The organism is Devriesea agamarum, assembly GCF_900070355.1.
GTDB lineage: Bacteria > Actinomycetota > Actinomycetes > Actinomycetales > Dermabacteraceae > Devriesea > Devriesea agamarum.
The window spans coordinates 1,199,005-1,223,436 of the sequence record NZ_LN849456.1; the positions used below are offsets into that span (position 1 = coordinate 1,199,005).

A 24,432-nucleotide genomic window follows, 5' to 3' on the forward strand; every position below is an offset into this window, starting at 1 on the left:
GTCGAGTCACCCGGCAAGGCGACTCCTTATATATGGCTACCCTAACCCGTATTCTCAGGCGGATCCGCACCGTCCCAAGGGACCGATGCGTGCATCCGCATATCCGAGGACACACAGAACAATGACCTTAACCTCGGATGTCTGCACCCATAGCGGGCCCGAGGAAGTCCACCACCCAAGCAGATCCGCCCATTCCGCGGCAGTCTCACCAGCAGCTCTGGATCCCGCCCCGGCAATGCCCCGACAATCAGCTCCGTTCACCTTCCCAACCATCCTGGCGCCAACACGTCGGCGGAGCCTACGACATAGACCAGATCGCGAACTTGGATGCCGACACCTCACGCTCCTCAACCGTGCACACCAGCAGACCCCAGTCCCATCGCAGCCCAAAAACTTCAGCCCACTCAGCGGAACCCTCCCCGACCTGCGCAAACAATGAATGCGAGCAGGCTCACAGCCCCGAGAGGCAGTTTTGGTCGCGAGCACCCCTCACGGCCTGTAGTATTTACTGAGTCAGAACGACGCAAGGCCCTGTAGCTCAGTTGGTTAGAGTGCCGCCCTGTCACGGCGGAGGTCGCCGGTTCAAGCCCGGTCAGGGTCGCTCTGGCAAAAACCTCGGATTCCGATCCGAGGTTTTTTTATGCCCACATATCGATCACAAGCATCAGACCATTAACCCGGCCAGCTCCTGCCGGCACTTAAAGCCCCGCAAGGCGAATGTTCACAGCATGTAGCACACCCACAGTGTCTTCCATCTCATCTCATGACGGCCAGGGCTTTGGTTCCATACTTGCGACATTCAGGTGCTACGCTAAACACTGTTCGTCTTGGCGAGCACGGCTCTGTAGCTCAGTTGGTAGAGCGTTCGACTGAAAATCGAAAGGTCACCGGATCGATGCCGGTCGGAGCCACTGGTCCCCCGCGTAGCTTCTACATCGCGGGGGTCCACTTTTTGTCAACCGCTTCCAGTTTTGGCGTACACGAGCACAGACCCAGCGGCGCAGGCGACTCGCTATTTCGACGAGCTCAGTGAAGATCGGATAGGATCCACAGATACCCGGGTATACCTGAGTAACCGACCCCAAGGAACAAGCTGCACGAATCTTGGTTTGTCAGGGTATTCTTGCCCAATGCGGACTCTTGGTTCCACATTCGACCCCCGATGGAACAGCCTCAACGCGCTGCGCCTTGCATTCGCTACTGCGGTGATCGTGGCACACTCGTGGCCGCTATCAGGTCATGAAACTCTCGGCACTACAGGCCCTCCCTACAACGATCTCGGCTCGTGGGCAGTCGCAGGATTCTTCGCAATTTCCGGCTACCTCATCACAAGCAGCCGTGACCACGTCCCACTCGGTAGCTTCCTGTGGCGACGGTTCCTCCGAATCTATCCGGCATTCATCGTTGTTCTCCTCATGACGGCCCTCGTCTTCGCCCCGCTGTCAACGATATTCATGGGCGAGTACTCAATCACCGCCGCACTGACGTACGTGGTGAAAAACCTCGCGCTTTACCCATTTACATATGATATTTCCGGCACCCTCACAGCAGTGCCGTACGCCAGCACCTGGAACGGTTCACTATGGACCCTGTTCTTTGAAGCTGTCGGCTACGTCGCGATCGGTATAGGGATGAGCTTGTTGCCGCGCAAATGGCTCGGCCCGACACTAATCATTGTCGTAATCGGCGGTATGTCAGTGACCGCAGCACATGATTTCGCTGGGGTGATTAGCACCAACCTCTACCTGCACACGGTGAGGCTTGGGACGTACTTCGCGGCAGGCAGTCTCATCTTTGTCTATCGCGAGCGTATTGCGATGCACTGGGCAATTGCAGCATGCTCGGTCGCCGTACTAGCTGGAGCCTGGGTCACCGAGACCTTCGACATCATCGGAGCCCTACCGATTGCGTATCTTTGCATGTGGCTCGGCGTAAACCTGCCACTGTACCGAGTTGGATCCAAGAACGACATCTCATACGGGATGTACATTTATGCCTTTCCCGTTCAGCAGCTGCTCGCGATTATCATCGTCCCCCATGCGTCGGCGGTGGTTTTCATGTTCGCTTCGATAGCATGCACGATCCCGTTCGCTTGGGCCAGCTGGCTGGCTGTTGAACGACCCGCGATGCGGCTGCGGTCTATTGGTCAACGATCCACCCGGGCGCTTCCTGGCGCCGCGGCGCCTACCGCGCCCACCACAGCAAGGCTCCCATAGGTAGCGCCGGATCTCATTCCTCGCGGATGCTCATACAGCGGTATGTCATGTCAGTTCGGAGGACATGACAACCCGCCGTTCCCGGGCGGCGTGAGCCACCGCAAGATCCCTAGGAACACCTCCAACGTCAGCGATGGATGTTTGAATGGAGATAAGCCCATACCCCGGGCTACCCATGCGATTCCCGCTACCCGCGGATCCTCAACCATCCCAGGAGGACGTCGTTGTCCGAGAACACCAACCCTGATCTCGCCATCGCCCAAAAGGCCGTCGCTAAGCCCCTGACGGATATCGCTGCACGTGCCGGAATCCCGGCCGAGGCGCTGATTCCTTACGGGCGTCATGCTGCAAAAATCGAGGTCGAGCACATCCCGCAGGCAGATGACAAATCTCCCGGACGTCTCATTCTTGTATCGGCTATCTCCCCCACCCCGGCAGGCGAAGGCAAATCGACGGTGACGGTCGGTCTGGCCGATGCCTTCACCTTGCTCGGACACCGCACAATGGTCGCTCTGCGCGAACCATCCCTCGGCCCAGTGATGGGTGTGAAGGGAGGCGCTACCGGTGGCGGCTATGCCCAGGTAATCCCCATGGAAGAAATCAACCTGCATTTCACCGGGGATCTGCACGCAATCACGTGCGCACACAACACCCTGTCCGCGCTGATCGACAACCATATCCAGCAAGGCAACGAGCTAGAAATCGATCCACGGCGACTCCAATGGAAACGAGTTCTGGACATTAATGACCGGGCCCTGCGCAACGTGGTGGTGGGTCTAGGAGGTCCAGTGCAGGGGGTACCTCGTGAAGACGGTTTCGACATCACGGTCGCTTCAGAGATTATGGCTGTTTTATGCCTCGCCACAGACCTCCAAGACCTTCGGCATCGGCTAGGAGAGATGCTGATCGGCTACCGGTACGACCGTTCACCTGTTCAGGTGAAGGACCTAAAGGTCGAGGGGGCCCTTACGCTTCTGCTGAAAAACGCGATCCATCCGAACCTGGTGCAAACCCTTGGAGGCACGCCCGCCCTTGTGCACGGCGGCCCCTTCGCCAATATTGCGCACGGCTGCAACAGCCTGCGCGCAACCTCGCTGGCGAGGCGGCTATCCGACATCGTGATCACGGAAGCTGGATTTGGCTCAGATCTCGGAGCTGAAAAGTTCTTTGATATTAAGGGTCGGACCGCTGGCTTCCTTCCCGACGCTGTGGTGCTGGTCGCAACGGTTCGTGCGCTCAAACGTCACGGTGGCCAAGCACTAGCTGATCTGAACACTGAAGATCTCGAGGCGTTGCGCGCTGGAACGGTAAACCTCGCCCGGCACGTCAAGAACATCCGCCGCTTCGGGGTAGAGCCTGTGGTCGCCGTCAATCGGTTCGGTTCGGACACGCAAGCCGAGCTCGATGCTCTGCTCGGTTGGTGCCGCGACCACGGCGTGCGTGCCGCGCTCACCGAGGTGTGGGCGTTCGGCGGCGAGGGCGGAAAAGAGCTTGCGCACACAGTGCTCGCTGCCATGGACTCCCCTGTTGGCGCTGAAAAACCCGATGTAGACGTGACGTCGGGGCGCGCCGCGGAGACTGCCCGCACGCTATACGACCCCGAGGATGGGATCGACGCGAGCCTGCGCACCATCGCCACCGAAATCTACGGCGCTGATGACGTGCGTTTCACTGATCGGGCACCTGCACGCTTGAAAGTGCTCGCCGCGAACGGCTGGGACAAGCTACCGGTATGCGTTGCGAAAACCCAGTACTCGTTCTCTGACGACGCCACTGCGCTGGGCGCGCCCACCGGTCATACCTTGCATGTGCGTGACCTGATCCCCAAGCTCGGGGCGGGATTCGTCGTCGCGCTCACCGGATCGGTGATGACGATGCCGGGCCTTCCGAAGTCCCCGGCTGCGCTCAAGATGGACGTGGATGAGAACGGCCAGGCGGTTGGGCTGTTCTGATAGCTCGTACGACGTGCTGGTTAGGCGGGTTGTTTGGCCCGCCTAACCAGCTTGATCGTCTGCGTCGTCTTGGCCGTCCTGGGCCAAAAGGGGTGACAGTTCGTCCACCGCGTATCCTTCTGGGTGCACGAGTCCACGGCGGAAGGCGGCACGGCCCACCATGGCACTGGCAACCGGCACCGTGACCAGTTGGGCGATTGCGATGAGCAAGACCATCCCAAGGTCTCGCCATGCTGACAGTCCAACCGCCAGCCCCACCAGAACCAAAATCATGCCGAGGCTTTGGGGTTTAGAACTGGCGTGCATGCGTGCAAGCACATCGGGAAATCGCAGGAGGCCAATACTGGCAACCATCGCCAGCACAACACCCAGGCTGAGCAAAATCACGACGACAATCTCAAGGCTTGTCATCGCTGATCTCCTTCGGGGCGCGGTGCGGGCGTTTGATCTAGCCGTTGGGGAGTCAGGTTGTGCCCTTGGGCTCCAGCCGTTGTTGATGGCCCGCTGACCAGCTGTGACCCATCAGGACCGCGCTCTCGGCCTGTAAACCGGGCCACGGCGATACTACCGATGAAGGCGAAACCGGTTAACCCGAGCATCACTGGCAGCGCGTAGGCAGTTCGCGTCCACAAGCTATATAGGGCGAGACCCATGACAAGGCAGGTGATGAACATATCCATGGCCACCACTCGGTCCAAAATCGTCGGGCCCACCACCATTCGCCAGAGCGCAGGCAGGCAGGCCAAGGCTAGTGCAATCGCAAGCACCATGAGAACCAGCGCGAATGTGTTCATGAGCGTTCGACCTGTTCTCGGACGTGACGGGCACCGAACGCCTTGACCAGCCGCTCTTCTTGCGCCTGCACAATGCGCCGGGCCGTATCGACCCGCTCGTCGGTGTGGGCACCTAGCACGTGCAAAAAGATCGTCCCAGTGGTGCGCCGCACTTCGACAACCACGCTGCCGGGAATCAGAGTCGTCAAAATAGCCGTGAGGGTCAGAAAAAGATCCGAGTGCGAGCGCAGTTGCACCGCGACCACGCTATTGACCGGTGGTGGAGCGGGTCGGACCGCGTACCAGCTCACCTGAGCCGCGGACACCAGCAGGTCGCGGGCAAATACGACGAGTAAGGTGAGGCACGCAATCGGTCGCACACTGAGTTCCGACCCGATGGAGGGCATAGGAAACAGCATCAGCATCACCACCCCGATGAGCAGCCCATTGACGATATTGCCGATACTGAACTGCCCCCACAGCAGGCACCAGGCGACGGCACAGCCGAGCAGGGTGAGCCGGTGCCTGCCCAGGGCGACCACCCGAGCCCGAAACGATAGTGACCAGGTCGGTTCGGTAGCGTGCGTCATGGCGTACCTCCTACTTTCGACCCGTCATCCCCGATCCGGTACACGAGCTGGTGTGCAGCATTCGGTCCAAGAACTTGTTCGACATACGGGGTGCGGCTGAGCGCAGCCTCCGCGGCTGAGTCTGCATAGGCCATGAGGGGACCAGCTCCCACGGTGAGCAGCAGCGAACAGGCCACTAGGCTTCCGGTCGAAATCATCATGACCGCTGGGGTATGCGCAGGGCTGGCGAGAACAGCAGGCGAGGGCTCTTGCCAAAACGCTCTGCTCCAAATCTTCGCCACTGCGTAAAGGGTCAGCAGGCTAGTGATCACGCCCGCCACGACCACAATCCAGGGCATCACACCGCCGTCTTCAATACCCGCGTCAATCAATGCCACCTTCCCAATAAAACCGGAAAGCGGTGGGATCCCACCGAGATTCATCGCCGGGATGAAGAACAAGATGGCAATCACCGGGGCGACTTTGGCAAGTCCCCCGAGTTTGGCCAGGTTGGTGCTACCACCTCGATGTTCGATGAGGCCGGCCGCTAAAAACAGGGTGGTCTGAACAGTGATGTGGTGGGCAACGTAGTAGATCGTGCCGGTCATACCGAGCCGGGTTCCTAAACCGATCCCCAGCATCATGAAACCCATATGGGAGACCAGGGTAAAGGAGAGCATTCTTTTCAGGTCGGTCTGGGCTACTGCACCGAGAATACCGACGATTAGGGTTAACGCGGCTGCCGCTAATAAAAGGTTAGAGATATCAGATTCTGGGAAGAGAAGGGTCTCGGTGCGGATGATCGCGTAAATACCCACTTTGGTGAGCAGACCAGCAAAGACCGCGGTTACCGGGGCGGGTGCGGTCGGATACGAGTCAGGCAGCCACGATGACAACGGGAAAATAGCGGCTTTAATCCCGAACGCGACCAGCAGTAACATTTCTAGGGTCACCCGGGCCGTGGATGGGACTTGGTCGAGCCGAATCGCTAGCTCTGCCATGTTGACGGTGCCGGTCGCAGCATAGATCGCAGCGACACCCGCGAGGAAAATCATGGAAGATAGCAGCGAGACGATCACATAGGTAGTGGCTGCGCGCACGCGCGATGAGGAGCCGCCGAGCGTGAGCAACACAAAGCTTGCCGCGAGTAAAATTTCAAATGCCACATAAAGATTGAAAAGGTCTCCGGCGAGGAATGCGTCGCTAACCCCGGCCACCAGGATCAAATATGCCGGGTGATAGATAGCCACCGGGGTGCGTTCGACATTTTCCGCCACCGCCTGAGCACTCGAATACAACAACACCGCGAGGGTCACGACCGCCGAAACCACTAGCATCAGCGCCGAGAGTCGGTCGGCCACGAGCACAATCCCCAGGTCAGGGCCCCATCGTCCGAGGACAAGAGTCAATGGTGCATGTCCGCCAACATAGATCACCAAAACGATGGCGATCACGAGCACGGCAACTAGGGTCGCGATGGTCATTGCCAGTTGAAGCCGAAGACGATGGCGCAACAGCAGCGCGACGCCGGCGCCGAGCAGGGGAAGCATCACCGGTAGTGCGAGCAAGAGACTCACCGGCCTACCTCCTGCTCGTCTTCGGGGGTTTCATCTGACTCGGTGGGATCCTGCACAACATCGTCATCCGAGTAGAGATCTATACCTATTTCTTCGCCGAGGTCGTCATCGGAATCTGTGCCGTCCGCGTCCTCGTCGGCACTGTCCGGCTCGATCTCGGGCCTGTCCGCACCGGTCTCGCAGCCGTCGTGGTCCTCGTCGGTCGTATCCGATGTGGTATCGGTTCGAGTCGACTCGCTATCGGGCGTATCCGGTTCGCGACCAGCCTCGCCCTTAATGGAATCGGTTTTATCGGGTCGGTTCGTGCGCTCCGGGTCACCGTGTCTATCCGCTGTGTCGCCGCGGGGGCTCGGCCCGTCGCCTCGATCTGGAGACATCTGAGGATCTGCGTCGAGGGGCGTTTTGGCGGAGGACCCTTCGATACCCAGGGGTGAGGGTGAATCCGCACTGCCGGTATCAGACGGGGCAGCTGTGGCCCTGCTTGACTGCCGTGTCGGCTGAGCGGAGATTGCGCGGTGTGCAGCTCGTCGCAGACGGCGCAAACGTCGAGCTACCCGCCGGTCTTCCACGTCGTCTTGCACTTCGTCGTGACCAAACAACTGCCAGGCCCGATGCGCAAGCGCGACCCCGAATGCCGTCAGCCCCATGGTGATAACGATTGCGGTGAGGACCATCGCAAAAGGCAGCGGATCCGAGGTGTGATCAGCGGACTGCGGGTCGTAAAACGCCGGACGCCCCGGGGGGCCCGCCGCGATAACAAACAGTAGATTCACTCCGTTCCCTGCCAGCACAAACCCGATCACGATACGGGTCAGTGTGCGCTCGAGCATCAGATAAATACCGCAGGCAATCAAGATAATCGCGGTAAGCACCACGGTGAAGTCCACAGTCATGACGTCCTCCTCCCATCGGCACCGGAATCCGCATCCGCTGGAGTGCAGGCGTTGCCTCCGGCAGGGGTCTTTGGGGACGTCGCAGGCTCAAGGGGGTTCTGGCCAGCCACGTGTTCAGACAGATTCTGGCCAGTCTCGGGCTCAGACATGCTCTGGGTAGCTGCATCATCGGCGGCTGAGCGCTCGCGCGACGGGTTTGGCCCCTCAATTTCGCGATCCAGCTGAGCCCCAAGACTGCGAAGGAAGTCCACCACCACGCCGATGACCACGAGGAAAACGCCGATATCGAAAAACAGCGTGGTTACGAGCTTGACATGCCCGTACACCGGCATATCCCATTCCAGGATTAACGAGTCGAACACTCCCCCACCCCAGGCCAGTGGGGCCAGCCCCGCGAGCACGGCGAGCGCAAGACCCGTGCCAAGCAAAAGCCCAGCCTGTACCGGCATCGCTTCTGAAAGTTCAATGCGACCGCCCGCGAAATAGCGCAGTGTGAGCGCGAGCCCGACCACTAAACCAGCTGCAAACCCACCTCCGGGTCGGTTATGGCCGGCAAAAAGCAGGTAGAGGCTGAACACGATCATCAGCGGATACGCCAGACGAGTAACCACTTCAAGCATCACCATGCGCCGTTCAGGAGCTAGGGTTCTGCTGGCCACGAGCCACGGCTTCCACCGTCCTCCCTCCGGCTCTCGTCCACGAACATCGAATGTCGTCAACGCGCTATGGGCAGCGGACTGACCGGCTGGGCGGAACACACGCGGTGCTGAACCCGCGTGACCGTTTTTAATCCGGCGAGCCACATCGACCATGCGGGTTAGGCTCTGCTCACGGCGGGTGACGTAGATCAGCGAGGCAACCCCGGTAGCCACGACGACGAGAACCGACAGTTCCCCCATCGTGTCCCACACCCGGGAGTCGACCAGCGTCACATTCACGGCGTTTTTGCCGCCGCCGATTGTGTATCCGGCGTCGATCAGCGCCGGACCGACCGGCGCCACGGCACGCACACTCGCCGCAATCAGAGCCGCGCCGGTAAGGGTGACGGCAGCTCCGATCGCAATCGCCCATCGGACGAGCCGGTCAACTGTGTAGGGACGCACCGAAAAGTGCACCGGCAGCCGCCTGAGTGCCAGCATGCACACCACCGTGACCAGGGTTTCCACCAGCACCTGGGTGAGTGCAACATCGGGTGAGCCTGCGAGGAGGAACACCACCGCGGTCATGTACCCGGTCAGTCCCACGAGCAGGATGGCCCGCAGGCGTCTGCGGGCACGGGTAGCGCCAATCGCCGCCGCACCGGCCAGTACCAGCACCACTGGCCCCATGGGCGAATGGAAGGCGACCAGTTTGACCTCGGATATCCCACCGGAAAGCGCAAAAAACCAAACCAGCACCACCAGCGTGACCAAGGCGGTACCCAGGGCAAAGGGGAGCGAGCCGCGCTGGATACGGGCTGTTATGCGTAGAGCGATCTCGTCGATAGCACGCAGCGAGGACCGGAAAACCCGGTCGGCGTCGAGCCAGCCGAGAACGGGTCGATGCGAGGGACTCACGGCTGTTTGAACCTGCTCGACCCGTCGGGCAGCCACACACAGCGCAATGCCCAGCCCGATGGTCAGCACGGTCAATCCGAGCGGCACCCCCACCCCTGGCCACAGCGCAAGGTGTCCGCTGGTGTGCATCGTGGGTAGCGCGTGCGCAATCGGGGCGAGAGCATGTTCGAGCGGGGAGGGCGACAAACCGATCATGGTTGTCAGGAGGCAGAGCACACCCGGGGGCACCAGAATCCAGAGCCCGGCGGCGCTCGCGCGGGGGCAAGTGTCACAGACACCGGGGGCATCGCCGAGAAGACCGCTCACAAAACGCCAGGCGTAGGCACATGTGAAAGCGCTTCCTATCACGATCACCGCGAGAACTATCCGGTGCCATCCACCGTCGTACCATAGCGCGCTATAGATCCCCTCTTTGGCGACGAAGCCGAGGAGCGGAGGAAGCCCGGCCATGGAGGCCGCAGCGATCACCGCGAAAACTGCGAGAACTGGTTGTCGTCGCCGTACCCCGCTAAGTTGACGCAGATCGCGGGTTCCATATTTCTTATCGACGATGCCGACCAGCATAAACAGCGGGGCTTTAAACAGCGCGTGCGCAACAATCAGTGCACTGGCACCGAGCGTTGCCGCCTGGGTGCCAAGGCCCGCGACCATCGCGATCAGACCGAGCTGGGAGACGGTGCCGTGGGCGAGGAGCAGTTTCAGATCGGTTTGGCGAAGTGCGCGCCAGCCTCCGACCAGTAGCGTTGCCCCGCCGAGAGCTACCAGCAGACCGGTAAATCCCGGCACCTGATGCGCTGCCGGTGCCATGCGCACGATGAGGTAGATCCCGGCTTTCACCATCGCCGCGGCATGCAGGTACGCGGAGACGGGGGTGGGTGCCGCCATTGCACCTGGCAACCAAAAATGGCTCGGAACCAGCGCTGATTTACTCATGGCCCCGGCGAGAATCAGCACGACGGAGGTGGTAAGCACACCCGATGGTTCGTGCCAGATCGGCGAGCTCACGATCTCGCTCAGCCGCATCGAACCGGACAGGTGCGCTAAAAGCAGCAGCCCAACCAGCATGGCAAGGCCGCCGACCGTGGTGACAATCAGCGCCGACATAGCAGCGCGTCGGGAGGCTTGTTTTTCGGGGTAGTGGCCGATCAAAAGATAGGAAAAGACAGTGGTCAGTTCCCAGAACACGAACATGACCATGACGTCATCGGCCAGAACAAGTCCGAGCATTGCTCCGGCAAATGCGGTCAGCACGGCGGCAAAGCGTCTCAGCCCGGGTTCAGTGTTTTTGAAATAGAAGGCGCAGTACAGGAACACGAGGGCGCCGATGCCGGTAACAATCATCGCCATCAGCCATGACAGAGGGTCCAGACTCAGTGCCAGGGATATTCCGAGCTGCGGTATCCATTGCATGTGCTCGATCACAGAGCCCGATGTCGCGTTTCCAGTGAAGACCCTCGTGGCGCTCGACGCAATCCACACGCAGCTCGACGCGGGCACGAGTGCGAGCAGGAGAAAAGCTCGACGCCCGAGAGCTCGCACGATCAGCGGGGCTGCGAGGGCAGCGATCAGGTGAGCGCACAGGGCTAAGAACAAGGAGCAACTCCGTCCTGAGGATTCGGGCGGATATGGGGGAAGCTATAGTTTACCGGCTGGCCAGTTTTCATCACATCCCGTGATCAGTGGGAACGCTTACAGTTCGTCGAATCAGACCTCATACTGAATACTGATTCATGGACTGATTCCCGCACTGACCATCGGGCTACGGTCCGTGGCCGTGCCGTGGCGCGCGCATTTCATGCGACGCATCTCATGCGGACTTCGGCATGCAGTATCAACTAGATAGCCTCGGATTACAGTGAGATTATGACACCCCAGACCGCGCAGATATCGCGGATGAGATTTCATCACCCAGCGCGCAACCCTCGCCGCGACGTCGTGGCTTTCGGCTTATGGGACTGGGGCACCTCCGCCTTCAGCTCCGTCATTTTGACCTTTGTATTCTCCGCGTACATCACCAGCGGAGTCGGCGCCGCTGGGGTGACGGGTGAGGCCGCTGTGAAAGCAGCAACCGACAGTGCGGCAGCGACGTTATCGTTCACGCAGATGTGGGGTGCGATAGCAATCGCGCTGCTCGCGCCCCTGCTCGGTGGCCTCGCTGATAAGGGTGGGCACCGCAACACGTTCTTGCGCCTGTTCACCATTCTCATGGTGGTGACGGTCGCGCTCATGCCGCTGGTGGCCCCTGATCGGTCTCACTTGCTGTTCGGCTGTGTTTTGATCGCCGTTGCGCTGGTGTTTTCCGAGCTTGCCGGGGTTTTCGTCAATTCGGTTCTGCCCCAGATTTCAGATGAGTCCAATCGCGGGCGGGTTTCTGGCACCGCGTGGGCACTCGGGTATTGGGGATCGATTCTCTGCTTAGTAATTGTGCTGTTCGGGTTTGTGATGCCAGGAAATGGACTCTTTGGGCTACCGGCGCACGACGCTATTAACATCCGGTCTATTCCAGTTTTTGTGGCTATCTGGATGCTTGTGTTCAGCCTGCCGCTGATGATTTTCACGCCTCCGTCGCCGCGCGATCCTTCCGCCCCCAAGTGGAACCCGCTCAGCGGATACGCCCAAATCTTTATGCGCGTTGCCCGTGCGTGTCGCCGTGAACCAGTGATGCTGCACTACCTGATCTCGTCGGCAATCTACCGGGACGGCCTGGGCGCGATATTTTCTTTGGCGGGCGTGGTTGCAGCCGCCTCGTACGGGTTCTCCCAGACCGAGATCATTATTTTCGGGATTTCAGCGAATCTGATCGCGGGAGTCGGTGTCTACCTCGGCGGCAAGGCTGATGATCGCCTTGGGCCCCGGGTTGTGATCGTGGGTGGCTGTGTCGCGGTGATCCTCACGGCATCGGTGATTTTGCTGTCGGCTGCGCCGATTGTGTTTTGGATTTGCGGTCTCACGTTGAGTTTTTTCGTGGGCCCGATTCAATCGGCTTCGCGTTCTTTGCTCACACGCCTGTCCGATCCAGGCAGCGAATCGGAAAACTTCGGGCTGTACGCGACCACGGGAAGGGCGCTCGGGTTTATGGGTACCTTCGCCTTTGGCGTCACGGTGTCACTGTTCCAGGACACCCGCATGGGAATCCTGGGCGTGGTGATCGTGATGCTGCTCGGTTTGCTGACTTTCTTGCCGTTGAAACTCGGCGCCGCGGGAAAGCCCGGCTCTCAGTTAGCATCAGCAGCGCACGAGGCGAAGTCTTAGCGCTGAGGCGACGCCATGCGACTCGACCCGGGTTGGGTTGGGTTGGGTTGGGTTGGGTTGGGCGAGTTTACGTGAGTTGTTGCTTTTGAGACGGGGCCGTGCGGCCTAGGTCAGGTCTTTAGGGTCCACCAAGAACCCTTCGCCGTCGATCACGAAGCCTCCCAGCACCTCGTGCAGGCGCTTCGCTATCGTCGCACACGCGAAATAAGCTTCCCTCCACCGCTGCGCCACTTTGCGATCAGGCAGCTCTATTTCGCGTTCTTCTTCGTCATGCGGCGCATACACCACCGCGTAGGCGACAAAAGATTCGCGCACCCAATCCACCTTGGCTAGTGCAATGGGAACCGGTTCGGAGCTGGAGACCAGAACATGCACTTCGGCGTCGTCGCGCAGCGGAATCACGACCCGGTAGCCGTCGAGTTCATCTTCGACAACGCCCTCTGGCAGCTCATCCAGACGGGCTTCGGGCACGATGTCCTGGATGATTTCGAGGGTCTCATCGCGCAGAAGTCGGTCACCGGCGATCACCTGAAGATCCGGAACCGAATACCGATGCGGCACTAATGTCGCCCCGGAGTCGGTCACTAGGCGTCCGCCGGTACGTCGCGCGATGGAATGCAGTAAGTCGAGAAGCTTGCGTTCTTCGCGCCAGGGCAGCCCGTCGGGGAATGCACGCGCGTACCCTCTCCGGTCTGTCACACCTGCTTCGGGGGCACTTTCGCGTTCTCGCCGAACCGTCAATGTCCAGGTGCCTGTGCCGGGAATCTGCGTCAAAGATGCGGTTCGGGTCACCCGGATCATGGTGTGCCGCCGCTCAGCGTGCGGGAAACGGTTCAAGATGAGCGCCTCAATATCGTCGACGCTCACCACTGACGGCACTTCTAGACGATGACTCATCGGGAGGGGCCATCTCCGCTCTGATGGATAACCGGATTATCGGGGTGAAAACCGGGGTGGACGGGGTCGTATGACGGTTCGTCATGGTCGACCGCAATCATCGTACGATGAAAGTTCAAGTACGAGCGTGAGGCGGTGGGACCCCTCTGCCCGTGATAGCGGTTCAGATTCCCTTCGCTGCCGTACGGATGTTCAGCCGCCGAAGACAGCTGGAAAAAGCACAGCTGCCCAATCTTCATGCCCGGCCAGAGCTTGATCGGCAAGGTCGCCATATTCGACAGTTCCAAGGTCACATGCCCTGAAAAACCTGGGTCGATGAACCCAGCCGTGGAGTGAGTGAGCAAGCCGAGGCGTCCGAGCGAGCTCTTTCCTTCGAGCCGCGCCGCGATGTCATCCCCCAGGCTGACCAGCTCGTAGGTTGACGCCAACGCGAACTCCCCCGGATGCAGGATGAACGGTTTATCCGGGTCCACCTCAACCAGACGGGTCAGCTCGTTCTGATTGACCGCGGGATCGATCACCGAATACTTGTGGTTATCAAACAGCCGGAAGAAGCGGTCGATACGCACATCAACTGAGGACGGCTGGATCATCTGCGGATCGAATGGGTCCAGCGCGATCCGCCCAGCCGCCAGCGCACTGCGGATGTCACGATCGGAAAGAAGCACGGTTCAAATCTACCGGACAACGCAAGGCATCCACTGGCCCCATGCCGAAGTCGGTTCGTTATGTGAGGGATCGACAGCTTTCTGGGGGGGGGCGACAGTCCCCCTAGCCGAGAGTAAAAGTTCTCCAGGCGGGACCGCAATCCTCTAGGCGGGAACAACAGCATTCCAGGGCATGACGGTTCCCCAGGGGCGCGATAGTTGTCCCGGGAGGGCGCCGACGTCCTGGAAGGGACTGGAAGCCTTTCCAGATGGATCGGAGGCCTTCCGGCACGCCACACCACCGCGCATCGGAGCTCTCTAAATCTATTGAGGAGATCCATCGACAGGATACTTCTCCGGGCCTCGATGGATTTCAATGTGCCTCAGACAGTGCCGGTTCGATTCAACCCCAAGCTCGCGCTATACTATTCAGGTCTGGCCGCTCCTCCCAGCGGTTTGATGCGCGGGTGTAGTTCAATGGTAGAACTTCAGCTTCCCAAGCTGACAGCGCGGGTTCGATTCCCGTCACCCGCTCCATGCCGACATAAACCCTTGAAACATCGGAGGCTAGCCCTAGAAGTGAATTATGCTTTAATCAAGGTCTACATTTTGCTATTTAAGCGACCTGTTATGCAAAGCCGACAAAAGCGTCAGTCCTCACTTGTGGGAAGATTTTTTACCCAGGGGCCTACGGTAACGTCCGCTATTTATCACAAAACTAAGCATAGTCGCCAAGTTTTTCGAGCGATGAAGACTTGGCACAATAAAGGCGTTCAGTCGACGGGCTCCCAAGTAGACTCTTGATAGAAATCTATAGGTTGCGATTAGGCTAACATTGACATGAGGCACATCATATCACCCGTCCCGATCGTCAACGTGAGAGTAAACCATTGGGCGTCACTACCGAGATGACACTCATGAGTTAGCAAAAAGAAATGGGAGTACGGCTTTGGGCAGTTTATTAGCAGTCGCACCCGGGAAACTTTATAGATGCGGTAAAATGTATTTTTTGCTACAGATGCCCGAAAAAGCGAAATGGCCATACCTAGAGAACTCGCAGGTTTCAAGGTAGCTGCAGATATGAAACCGAAGCAAATAATCTCGGTAGCGTGACTTAAAATTCGCACACAAATAGCTTTTCTATCTATTAGTTGCACGTCGACCACCACACGCCAAGTCGGGCGGCGATATAAAGTTGAATAACGAAAAGTTTACAAGGATATTTAGATCAGCACGTTGGATCACATGGCTATTACACTTTGCACATACTCATTGATCCGGTGTATTTAAATAAAGAATAGACAAAGATATAAATATTATTTTATGGAGCTAGACCCAAGTTTTGTATGACATTATTTGAAATGTCATTCACATAAAAGACGACTATCAGAATATTAAGTCGGCCTTCATTTTTAAATCGCGCAAATTAAATTAAGTCGATATATTGCCTTGCTGTACCACAAATAAGCATCAACAGCTTGCAGTCTCTAGTTACTGTTTGATCTATCTTTCGAATGGTCCTTAGGCCTACTTATCGTGAAATCCTGAGAATCTGAAAAACATTTATTACGAAAGCGAATAGCTAGTCCGCAAGATAAAATGCCGCGATCGGGCAGAGAGACACGGGATAAATATGATCCTCTACGGTTAGCAGTATTTATCGCAGAGATTAGGGCTCATATCCGCTGCACGGTCATGAATCATGAGTTGCATACCCATCGGTGGCTGCGCTCTGTGCAGGTGAAGAAATGATGAGATGCACTGGTAAAATGTTCGCCAGTCTACCGATATCAGCTGAAATTAATACCCAGTAATGGTACCAATCGGTAATGTCGAGGCGATTTAAGGTTAGCGCTTCATAACCAATGGAATAATTACAGAGCTATAATAATCACAAGAAATATACCGTCATAGTTTGATACCTAGAAGCGAATTGCATCTAATCTATATGTAATACGAGTTATTTATCGATTTCAAATTAATAAGATCAAGAACCTCTCTCAAAATTAGGTTGCTATGTTAAATCGTTAATGGTACTACATCGTCCCAATTCGACACGGATAGACTTAGCGAAGTTTTGAGTTTGACTATGCAACGAATGTTTAATATTAAAATCGTAAAGATTGCAGGCAGACGCAATTATTTTAATATTAAAAAGCATAAATGCGAGTCGACATGTTTTGAAAACTAACAATCTTACCTTGAAGAGTAAATAGATAACTCCTTAACAGATCGACTGCTCTGCGAGGTCTAATATGACAGCAGTTATATAAATATCATAATATTATGAGAGATAAAGCCTTTCTGGGATTAAAAATCCAGCTACAGCAAATTAATGGCAATCAAGGGAATTGCTAAAGAATTTAATCTCATTAAAATAAATAAACCTTGAATGCAATTTTCCAAATTTTTAGCCGATAAATCGAATCAATTATCTAGCTCACGAGGTTAGAATATTATCCATATGTTCAATTATTTATCCTGACTAAATCATACACTTACGCCCCATTGAGACCAGATCGAACTGCGGGATTGCATTGAATTGCGATTAAGTCTCATAATGCGTCCCGACTCAGTTCACCTATAATTTAAGAACCAATACATTGGCATCTACTACAAACAGACCTGGTGCTTTCGCTTTTCATGTAAGCTGCCGGTGGGAAATCGGTAATGATTATCCGTTATCGATAACAATCGATCTTACAGTAGAGTTAGCAAAATGACACTTTAAACCAGGATGGGCCCATATTTACTCAATATAGTCAGTCAAATGAATTATAGATTTTTGTGCCACGGCGATCAGCCAGAAAGTAGATTCTGGCCTTATTCGCAATAAGAAAATTAAGAATTCCAGCATATTGCTTATATATTATAGGTGTGAGTGTGAGAAAAAATAGTAATACTATTCACCTGCATAATGTATTTATTATGCAATTCGCGCGTACAAACTAATAGGGATTTGGGAGCTGCGCATACTAACTTGTTGCATGTAGTCACGCGACAAAACCTACATAAAGCATAATTACCATTGTTTACGATTGAACTGAACTGGCTGCAGTTTAAGTATGGGTCGCCCATCCGCACCTTAGGATGAGCGACCCATCAATTAACTTATACTTTTAGTAAACGCGCTGCGCCGGCGAGTATAAATAACTACTTATGCTGTTGGCGGGAAAACTTTTTGCACTGAGAAAATCCCAATAATATCAACCCTACCAGCGCAACCCACGGAGCAGCAACCAGCATCATTTCGAAATATTCGCGGTGAGTTAGTAGGGACAAAAGGTAAACACCAATTAAAAAACCAAGGTTCCTGCGATGAGATTTCGAACTATCCCTTTAACCAATTCCATCCCTCCTTAAGAGCGCAACCTGTGACGTAGACACCAGCGGAAGCAGCTAGCCCTGCAGGAGTCAACTTAATAACTTGTTTAAGAGCAATTTTGGCACCCTGCTTTTTTAACTCTTTTTCGGCTTCTTTCTTCAAGAGTGCTGCAGCGGCACCCCAAGCTTTCTGCTTAATGTATTGGCCGAGAAGATTGTAATCGATGCCAAAAATCGAAAATCCGAGAATTCCAGTAACGACACATTCCCCAAATGATGCCCAGCTCCTATCGGTCACACCAGTTTTTGAAGCATTCATTGCAGAGGCTATTTTGTGAAACTGATCAATACTGACCTCGGGAGCATACTTTTGAGCATTGTTTTCATCAACAACGTAGATGCCCTTCGAATTTTCCTTAATAATTTTAGTAAAAATTAGCTCGAAGCCTTCTGATAGCTTCATTTCAAAGGTGTCGAGCTCTAAAGCCTCTACTGATTTGGCCGCAGCCGCATGGGATCCATGATAGTCCCCCGGTCTAGCTGCAGACGCCATCCCCATCCCTGCAAACATAACAGTGGTGGCAGTCACTGCAGCAATGCTCTTCTTAATTTTCATGTCCATAACTCCTTTGTGATGTCATCCACTCAAATCCATTTTATGAATAGGATTTTTATAGCGTACCAACATGAGTTGCGAGTCCACACCGGGTTACACGACTTCGACACTAACGATCTATCCGCATCCTACAAAAGTAGGAAAATCGCTCTGCACACTGTCCCCCTAAGGCTTATAGCCCGTACCCTGTCCTTGGGGCTATGTCTAGCATAGCTGCGTTCCACAGTAGCCCTTGCATCGCCTCCACAGCGATACCGTCACGTGTTCATAGCTACTACGTACGTACCAGTAGCTACAGTCAGTTGATCTGCATCATCCATAAGACGAACCTCACGACGTTCAGCGTCAGCTCAGAGCTACTCCCCCCTGCACACAGGCCCCTTCCACCTACGTCGATACCGTCAGGTGAAGGCGCCGGCCGCGCCAATGATCAATTAACCAGCGATCATGACTGGCGATTATCAGGGTCCCATTCCAGCTGGCTAAGGCTGATTCCAGGGCTTCAATGCTCGCCAGATCCAGATAGTTCGTCGGTTCGTCAATCACCACAATCTCTGGGCGACCCTCGACCGCCACCCCAATCTGCGCACGCCGCTGGTTACCCGCCGATAGCTTCGCAATAGGCGTTGCCCACATGGACGGGTGAAGCACTCCCGCGCCAGTCTCACCAATACCCCGGTCCCAGACGTCGCGAGAAAATCCAGCATCACCACATCGCGGCAGACGCTGCGGGATACAGGCCAAAGTCCCACCCACGCTCACGGATCCAGAGGCTGATCCTTCTGCATCGCGCGGCGGTCGGCCTGCAGCAATCCATGTGAGCAGCGTTGATTTCCCAGACCCATTACCACCGGTGACCAGCAGATGCTCGCCAGTCGCCAGATCAAAAGTCACCTCATCCAACCGACCCAGCACCCTCACCGCCCGTGCCGAGATCGCAAGTCCACTACGCACCCGAATCGGCTGCAGGTTCAGACTGAGCTCATAATTGCGCGGTTTACGCACCTCACGTTCTGCGAGCGCTTCAAGACGGCGATCATCGTGACGGGTTCGGCCCACCGCCGTCGCAGCGGCGCGGTCAGAGAAGAACTTCCGCGCCATCCCCGAAGCATTGGCAAGTTGTTTACCACCGCTAGCGATGTCCTCGCTGGCGCGGCGATGCAGTCTGACGCTTCGTTTTTCGGCTTGCTGCGCCGAGTGGAGCTCACGATGAGCGACTTTGGCGTGTTGTTTCGCCTGAAGGTAGTCGGTATATGTACCCGAGCACCGATACACACCAGGCAAACGCCCGCCACCTGCCGCTGTTACCATCGCCTGCCACGGCGCGGTATCGAAGTCATACATGACTGTGGCGACAGCCTCGATAAAGGCACGATCATGGCTAGTCATAAGAACCGGACCCGGCCACTGACAAATCTGGCGCGTCAGAAACTGAGCAGCCTCATCATCGAGATGGTTCGTAGGCTCGTCGAGCAGTAAAACAACCGGCCGAGCAAGCATCATCGCCGCTAGCTCAAGTCGCCCTGCCTGCCCCGGCGATAGCGTCCGAACAGGCCGCATCCGCCCCTCACCGGCGAGCTGAGACAGCCCTAAACCAGCTAACGTCTCATTAATTCGGGCATCCAACGACCAGACATCTGCCGTCGTCATCGCCGCCAGCAGACTGTCATATTCAGCGGCAAGCTGTGACGAGAAGGGCTCAGAGCTGAGGGCTTCTGTCACGTGGTCAAACCGTGCAGACAGCTCGCGAAAATGGGTTAACGCAGCATCGATGTAGTCCTGGACGCTACTGCCCTCGCCCGTCACACTGGGTACTCGCAGGCCGGCTTTAGTCGCACCAGGTATAGATACGGTTCCCGAGTCGGGGCGAATATCACCCGCGATCACGCCGAGCAGGGTCGATTTCCCGCAACCGTTAGGGCCAATCAGACAGGCGCGCTCACCATCTCCAACATACAAGGAGATGCCGTCAAGAAGCGGACGGTCCGTGTACGAAAAGGAAATGCTGTTGATGTCGATGGCAGGCATAGTGATCTCCAAGAGCGTCGGGATAAGACGGCGTCTCGGCTGGGCCGAGTGGAGATCACAGGGTCATCGGAACAGGCATACTCCTTACTAGCTAACAGGGCTGACGAGCGCCGCTGCACTCTTCCCACTGTAGCCGAAGACTAGTGCCAGCGGTGAAGACGGTGCAGTGCCATAAGAAGGTCCCAAGAGCACAAGGGGTCGCGAGCAGCAGTTAAAACCTAGACATGACTAGGAATGATCTGCATGGCATTCCGCCACAATGGGACAGGGATCGTTCAGGTAAAGTCGCCGGTCACGCCACAGCACCCCTTATGTGCACCGCTTTATTTGCGGTGCTTTATCATCGCATAGCCGCTCAGCCCCACGAGACCAAGCACAGCACCGACAATCACCGCGATCACAATTGTGTTGTGATCGCCAGCGTGTGGCCGGGCCGGATCATCGATAACCTCTCCATCTGACGAGGAGTCACCTTGAGCGTCAGACGTATTTTGCGCCGCGAAAATACTCAGGTTGGTGACGTCCTCAAGCGACCTCAGTTTGACAACCTGACCCTCAACAATTCCTTTATTCGCGTCTCGTACCGGGTAGGGCATGATGATGTCTAACTCTAGACGGGACAGCTTCAGGTACGGCTCGGGCAGGATCGGAGGCAAACCAACCTGAACAGAAGCTTTAGGCCCGGTGACATCTACATCAATATCGTCACCCCCAGCGATTTTCCCTCGAAATCGGCACTGTAAATCACCACCTCTAGAGACCGTGCTGACCTCGACGTCTTGCACTCTGATCCCATCAGAGACAAGATCACGGGCAATGCGCTCACAGGTGAGCTTTTGGTCAGCCACCACCGCCTTCGGAAAGGTCCCGACCGCATCGACGCTGATGCGCCCATCCTTCTCAACAGTCGCGCTTGCTTGAAGGTTGCACGCGGTCAGCAACACCGACATAAACATCGCTGTACACAGCGCACATAGAGACTTAACTCTCGACACAGTGAGCTCCTTTATTACGAGAGACTTTTACATTTAAACCGAGGACAACAAGGACTAGGCCGCACACAAAATAACTGCGGCCCCAGCCGAGATGGGTCCAATATGGCCGCCCCTGCGTCCGGCCCCATGACGCATGCACATAGCACATAGCACATAGCACATAGCACATAGCACATAGCACATAGCACATAGCACATAGCATGACCGAATACCGCCCCCGCACCTCACACAAACCGACAAGATGAGCTGGACCCCATCCGCACGAGCCCTCATCGAACGCGGCACTTCCGCCATCACGGCGCAACTCTATGTCAGACATAATCTCCTTCGCAGACCAGCGGAAACCTCAAAAAGATCCGCATGTCCGGTAGACCTGTGTCAGCATTTACCACATGGGATCCTCGGATTTGTGTGGGAATGAGCCCGCGATTTCGCTGCACCGTGTTGTGCGCGAGTTTCACAGCGGACACCAGGTGGTGCGGGCGCTCGATGACCTCACACTCGAGGTTCCGCGAGGCCAGTCCGTGGCGCTGCTGGGAGTCAACGGCGCCGGCAAAACGACACTGAGCAAGGTGTTATCGACGTGGATCTACCCGACCTCAGGCACAGCACGCGTTTTCGGTTTCGATGTAGTACGACAGTCGGCGGCAGCCTCACGATGTGTGGTCCCAATATTTGGCGGGGATCTCGGTCTGTATCCGATGTTGTCCGGTTGGGAGAACTTGCGCTATTTTTCGGCGGTCAGAGGCCAAAAGACCCGAGTCACAGCTTACGATATTGACAAAGCGCTCGACGAGGTGGGGCTCGGCGCAGCGAAAAAACGACGGGTTGAAGAATATTCCAAAGGGATGAAGCAGCGGCTTCACCTCGCCATTGGACTCGCCTCCGATGCTCCGCTGGTCATTCTCGACGAGCCAACAGCCGGTCTCGATCCGATTGAGGCAACCCGATTCCGCGGCACTATTCGCGAGCTCACCGGCCAAGGACGAACAATTCTGCTGACGAGTCACAACCTCGCTGACATTGAGGATGTGTCCGAGCGCGTGCTCTTCCTCAATGGCGGACACATCCAGCACGACCTGCCACTTGACCGCTTCAAAGCACTTGCAGGTTTCCGATATCGACTCAGTGCGACGACCCGCCAACGCATCTCCCGCGAAGGATATTCCTGCGTGGAAAATCCTGACGGAACATTTAGCATCCAGCGCCTACTCGGTGCCGATGAGTTCAGTGAAGTCTCTCGCATGCTTGCGGAGATCGAGGAGGCCGATGTTCTCAATGTCAGCCTTCAAGAGCCCACCCTCGATGAGGCTTTTTCAGCTGCCGCACAAGGGGTGTAAGGATGCCATTTCGCAACCAGTGTGGGATGCGCACGCGGGCAGTTTGCGCATCGTTTCGTCTCCAATTTCTGATCGTGGCCAACCGTCCCATGAATATCGCCACCGGTATCGTGACCCCATGGATGTTCATGTCGTTATACATCCTGCCTAGGATCCACAATGCGACAGCAGCTGATGTCACCGCATCGGTCAGTGCGAGCATCGTGGCATCGCTGTGGTCGGCCTCAATGTGGAGCGGGGCCGGCGTTATCCGGCGTGAGAAATGGATGGGAACACTTGGGTCGACCCTTTCCGGTCATTTGAATCCGTTCAGCGCCGTCCTTTCCAAGATCGCAGGAGCCGTCGCCTACGACGCCTTGCTCATTTCGCTGAGCGTGTCAGCTTTCTGCATCGCCTTCCAATTGCCTATTCAGCTAGAGCATCCAATGCTTACCCTCATGGCGTTTGTGTTGGTGGTGCTCTTCGGCGTATCCTCATCATCGCTGCTCGCTGGAGTGCTGATTCTAAGCCGCAATCCTTTCCACATTACGAACATTTTCGGCACCCCCATACTGCTGCTGGGCGGCCTCTTGATCCCACCTCAATATCTACCGTCATTTTGTTCGTGGATCGCTCAAGGCATTAATTTCTATTGGCTCCGGGAATTCATGAATTCGCTGCCGCACGTTTACCCGGACTACCCGCCCCTCTGGATTGGGATCGGGTTATCCGCCATCTACCTGGTATTAGCCTACATTGCAATGCAGCGTCTGCTGAAACGTGCGAAAAAGGAGGCGACTTTTGAGCTCTCCTAATGTGAATTCGTACCCGCGAGCAACCGCCGCCCGCGAAATGCTGCGATTGGCGTTCCTGCACCAGCTGCGGTCCATGCCACTGGGCATCTTGGTGACCACGCATATGGTCCCGGAATTGCTGCGCATGTTGGTCTATATCTTGATCGCGCAGTTGGCTGCTGGGCCGCAAGCGGCGACCGCGGCTGCAGCGGGCGCGGTCGCTCTCATCACCGTCCGGATGACGATATCCGAGCAGAGCGGCGTCCCAGTTGCCGATGTGTGGGCTAAAACCATTGGCAGAAACACCACCGCCGTGCTTCCGCTACATGTCCAGTATGCGATTCGGTCACTTCCGCTCCAGCTCATTGCCGCGATCGACAGTGGGATTGCGTTTGCATTGGTGAGCGTGTTCTACTCGCCGCATTCATTGGATATCGGGGCCTGGCTGCTCAGCCTGTCTTGCATTCCAAGCGGCGTCGCTTTTGGAACCGCTATTTCCGTGTCATGCCTCGGCAAGAATACCCACAATATGGTTCATAACATCGCCGTGAGTATTGTGACGGTGTGCTCCGGTGCGATCATGTCGGTCGATGCGGTCCCAGCTCTTAATGCCATTGGGGAAATTCTGCCGGTCACTCACTCGGCGCAGATCCTTCACGTCGGCGAGGTGTCCTCCTCTGTGTGGTATCTGGCAGGGCACGAACTTTTGATTGGACTAATGTGGTTCGCAATCGCCTGGCTCTTGTATACCGTGCTGCTACAACGGGCACGCCGCACCGGGAGTGCATATTTCGGAAACTGAGATCGACGCCCCGTCGAGAAGAAAGGTTGCCGCTACCACTGGCGCGGGTTGCCCCAGAAGGGAGGCCCATCTCGCCGATAAAATAGCTGAGGATAGATCGAGAGCAGCTTAAGAAAAGCTGCCGTGGTGCAGCACGGATAGCCACCCACCTCGTCCAGAGTTCACCAAAACCTCACTCCTCAGGTGGGCGACAGAATCGGAGGCAGAGCATTGAAAGGAAAC

18 protein-coding genes and 3 tRNA genes are annotated in these 24,432 nt (G+C 56.4%); 9 read left to right on the forward strand and 12 right to left on the reverse strand.

Going from position 1 to position 24,432, the window contains the following annotated elements; translation table 11 throughout:
* Window positions 1-54: 54 nt before the first annotated feature.
* Window positions 55-261 (reverse strand): hypothetical protein, encoded by a 207-nt coding sequence (locus BN1724_RS05310; protein ID WP_058234528.1) that lies wholly within the window; start codon window positions 259-261, stop codon window positions 55-57.
* Window positions 262-527: 266 nt separating this feature from the next.
* Between BN1724_RS05310 and BN1724_RS05315 the strand changes: the two genes are divergently transcribed.
* From BN1724_RS05315 to BN1724_RS05330, 4 genes are all read left to right on the forward strand, one after another.
* Window positions 528-601: transfer RNA gene (locus BN1724_RS05315), tRNA-Asp, on the forward strand.
* A 237-nt stretch (window positions 602-838) separates the two neighbouring features.
* Window positions 839-911: transfer RNA gene (locus tag BN1724_RS05320), tRNA-Phe, on the forward strand.
* 219 nt (window positions 912-1,130) lie between these two features.
* Window positions 1,131-2,216, forward strand: a complete 1,086-nt coding sequence (locus BN1724_RS05325) for an acyltransferase family protein (protein WP_058234529.1) — start codon at window positions 1,131-1,133, stop codon at window positions 2,214-2,216.
* Window positions 2,217-2,440: 224 nt separating this feature from the next.
* Window positions 2,441-4,168, forward strand: a complete 1,728-nt coding sequence (locus BN1724_RS05330) for a formate--tetrahydrofolate ligase (protein ID WP_058234530.1) — start codon at window positions 2,441-2,443, stop codon at window positions 4,166-4,168.
* 42 nt (window positions 4,169-4,210) lie between these two features.
* On the opposite strand, the gene mnhG is transcribed toward BN1724_RS05330, so the two are convergent.
* The 6 genes from mnhG to BN1724_RS05360 are packed head-to-tail and all read right to left on the reverse strand — an operon-like array spanning window position 4,211 to window position 11,129.
* A complete protein-coding gene (gene mnhG / locus BN1724_RS05335; RefSeq protein ID WP_084252779.1) occupies window positions 4,211-4,579 on the reverse strand; it encodes a monovalent cation/H(+) antiporter subunit G in 369 nt (122 codons plus the stop codon).
* Entirely contained in the window at window positions 4,576-4,962 is a 387-nt protein-coding gene (locus BN1724_RS05340) for a monovalent cation/H+ antiporter complex subunit F (RefSeq protein WP_058234531.1), read from the reverse strand. Before BN1724_RS05340 ends, mnhG begins: the two co-directional genes overlap by 4 nt.
* On the reverse strand, window positions 4,959-5,531 hold the full coding sequence (locus BN1724_RS05345; protein WP_231928164.1) for a Na+/H+ antiporter subunit E: 573 nt from the start codon (window positions 5,529-5,531) through the stop codon (window positions 4,959-4,961). Before BN1724_RS05345 ends, BN1724_RS05340 begins: the two co-directional genes overlap by 4 nt.
* A complete protein-coding gene (locus BN1724_RS05350; protein WP_058234532.1) occupies window positions 5,528-7,087 on the reverse strand; it encodes a Na+/H+ antiporter subunit D in 1,560 nt (519 codons plus the stop codon). The genes BN1724_RS05345 and BN1724_RS05350 overlap by 4 nt, the downstream gene beginning before the upstream one ends.
* The gene (locus BN1724_RS12550) at window positions 7,084-7,980 is read right to left on the reverse strand and encodes a Na(+)/H(+) antiporter subunit C (protein ID WP_084252780.1); all 897 of its coding nucleotides are present in this window, start codon (window positions 7,978-7,980) and stop codon (window positions 7,084-7,086) included. The genes BN1724_RS05350 and BN1724_RS12550 overlap by 4 nt, the downstream gene beginning before the upstream one ends.
* Window positions 7,977-11,129 carry a Na+/H+ antiporter subunit A gene (locus BN1724_RS05360; RefSeq protein ID WP_084252781.1) on the reverse strand — a complete coding sequence of 1,051 codons (3,153 nt, stop codon included), beginning with the start codon at window positions 11,127-11,129 and terminating at the stop codon, window positions 7,977-7,979. The genes BN1724_RS12550 and BN1724_RS05360 overlap by 4 nt, the downstream gene beginning before the upstream one ends.
* Before the next feature lie 270 nt (window positions 11,130-11,399).
* Between BN1724_RS05360 and BN1724_RS05365 the strand changes: the two genes are divergently transcribed.
* A complete protein-coding gene (locus BN1724_RS05365) occupies window positions 11,400-12,788 on the forward strand; it encodes an MFS transporter (protein ID WP_231928165.1) in 1,389 nt (462 codons plus the stop codon).
* A 105-nt stretch (window positions 12,789-12,893) separates the two neighbouring features.
* Here BN1724_RS05365 and BN1724_RS05370 read toward each other — a convergent pair whose 3' ends face one another.
* Both BN1724_RS05370 and dcd read right to left on the reverse strand, forming a co-directional pair.
* Window positions 12,894-13,685, reverse strand: a complete 792-nt coding sequence (locus BN1724_RS05370) for a hypothetical protein (protein ID WP_058234533.1) — start codon at window positions 13,683-13,685, stop codon at window positions 12,894-12,896.
* Window positions 13,682-14,353: a dCTP deaminase gene (gene dcd, locus BN1724_RS05375; protein WP_084252782.1), complete on the reverse strand. Its 672-nt coding sequence runs from the start codon at window positions 14,351-14,353 to the stop codon at window positions 13,682-13,684. The genes BN1724_RS05370 and dcd overlap by 4 nt, the downstream gene beginning before the upstream one ends.
* 442 nt (window positions 14,354-14,795) lie before the next feature.
* Here dcd and BN1724_RS05380 point away from each other — a divergent pair.
* Window positions 14,796-14,869 (forward strand) — tRNA-Gly (locus BN1724_RS05380).
* 2,794 nt (window positions 14,870-17,663) lie between these two features.
* On the opposite strand, the gene BN1724_RS05385 is transcribed toward BN1724_RS05380, so the two are convergent.
* The 3 genes from BN1724_RS05385 to BN1724_RS05395 form a co-directional block, all read right to left on the reverse strand.
* Entirely contained in the window at window positions 17,664-18,272 is a 609-nt protein-coding gene (locus tag BN1724_RS05385) for a hypothetical protein (protein ID WP_157085771.1), read from the reverse strand.
* Between the two features lie 387 nt (window positions 18,273-18,659).
* Complete coding sequence (locus BN1724_RS05390) at window positions 18,660-20,300, reverse strand: ABC-F family ATP-binding cassette domain-containing protein (RefSeq protein WP_058234535.1); 1,641 nt, start codon at window positions 20,298-20,300, stop codon at window positions 18,660-18,662.
* Between the two features lie 323 nt (window positions 20,301-20,623).
* A complete protein-coding gene (locus BN1724_RS05395; RefSeq protein WP_157085772.1) occupies window positions 20,624-21,295 on the reverse strand; it encodes a hypothetical protein in 672 nt (223 codons plus the stop codon).
* Window positions 21,296-21,687: 392 nt separating this feature from the next.
* Here BN1724_RS05395 and BN1724_RS05400 point away from each other — a divergent pair, with 392 nt between their 5' ends.
* From BN1724_RS05400 to BN1724_RS05410, 3 genes are read left to right on the forward strand one after another with little or no spacing between them, the layout of a single operon-like run.
* Window positions 21,688-22,635 (forward strand): ABC transporter ATP-binding protein, encoded by a 948-nt coding sequence (locus tag BN1724_RS05400; RefSeq protein WP_084252783.1) that lies wholly within the window; start codon window positions 21,688-21,690, stop codon window positions 22,633-22,635.
* A 2-nt stretch (window positions 22,636-22,637) separates the two neighbouring features.
* Window positions 22,638-23,429 (forward strand): ABC transporter permease, encoded by a 792-nt coding sequence (locus BN1724_RS05405; protein WP_197671759.1) that lies wholly within the window; start codon window positions 22,638-22,640, stop codon window positions 23,427-23,429.
* On the forward strand, window positions 23,416-24,210 hold the full coding sequence (locus BN1724_RS05410) for an ABC transporter permease (protein ID WP_157085773.1): 795 nt from the start codon (window positions 23,416-23,418) through the stop codon (window positions 24,208-24,210). The genes BN1724_RS05405 and BN1724_RS05410 overlap by 14 nt, the downstream gene beginning before the upstream one ends.
* The last annotated feature ends 222 nt before the right edge of the window (window positions 24,211-24,432 follow it).

Bases quoted from the DNA above. Each gene is read 5' to 3' on its own strand.
- BN1724_RS05370 (WP_058234533.1), bottom strand. From the start codon at position 13,685: ATGAGTCATCGTCTAGAAGTGCCGTCAGTGGTGAGCGTCGACGATATT.
- BN1724_RS05340 (WP_058234531.1), bottom strand. From the start codon at position 4,962: ATGAACACATTCGCGCTGGTTCTCATGGTGCTTGCGATTGCACTAGCC.
- BN1724_RS05405 (WP_197671759.1), top strand. From the start codon at position 22,638: ATGCCATTTCGCAACCAGTGTGGGATGCGCACGCGGGCAGTTTGCGCA.
- mnhG (WP_084252779.1), bottom strand. From the start codon at position 4,579: ATGACAAGCCTTGAGATTGTCGTCGTGATTTTGCTCAGCCTGGGTGTT.
- BN1724_RS05385 (WP_157085771.1), bottom strand. From the start codon at position 18,272: ATGAAAATTAAGAAGAGCATTGCTGCAGTGACTGCCACCACTGTTATG.
- BN1724_RS12550 (WP_084252780.1), bottom strand. From the start codon at position 7,980: ATGACTGTGGACTTCACCGTGGTGCTTACCGCGATTATCTTGATTGCC.
- BN1724_RS05390 (WP_058234535.1), bottom strand. From the start codon at position 20,300: ATGCCTGCCATCGACATCAACAGCATTTCCTTTTCGTACACGGACCGT.
- BN1724_RS05325 (WP_058234529.1), top strand. From the start codon at position 1,131: ATGCGGACTCTTGGTTCCACATTCGACCCCCGATGGAACAGCCTCAAC.
- BN1724_RS05345 (WP_231928164.1), bottom strand. From the start codon at position 5,531: ATGACGCACGCTACCGAACCGACCTGGTCACTATCGTTTCGGGCTCGG.
- BN1724_RS05400 (WP_084252783.1), top strand. From the start codon at position 21,688: ATGGGATCCTCGGATTTGTGTGGGAATGAGCCCGCGATTTCGCTGCAC.
- BN1724_RS05365 (WP_231928165.1), top strand. From the start codon at position 11,400: ATGACACCCCAGACCGCGCAGATATCGCGGATGAGATTTCATCACCCA.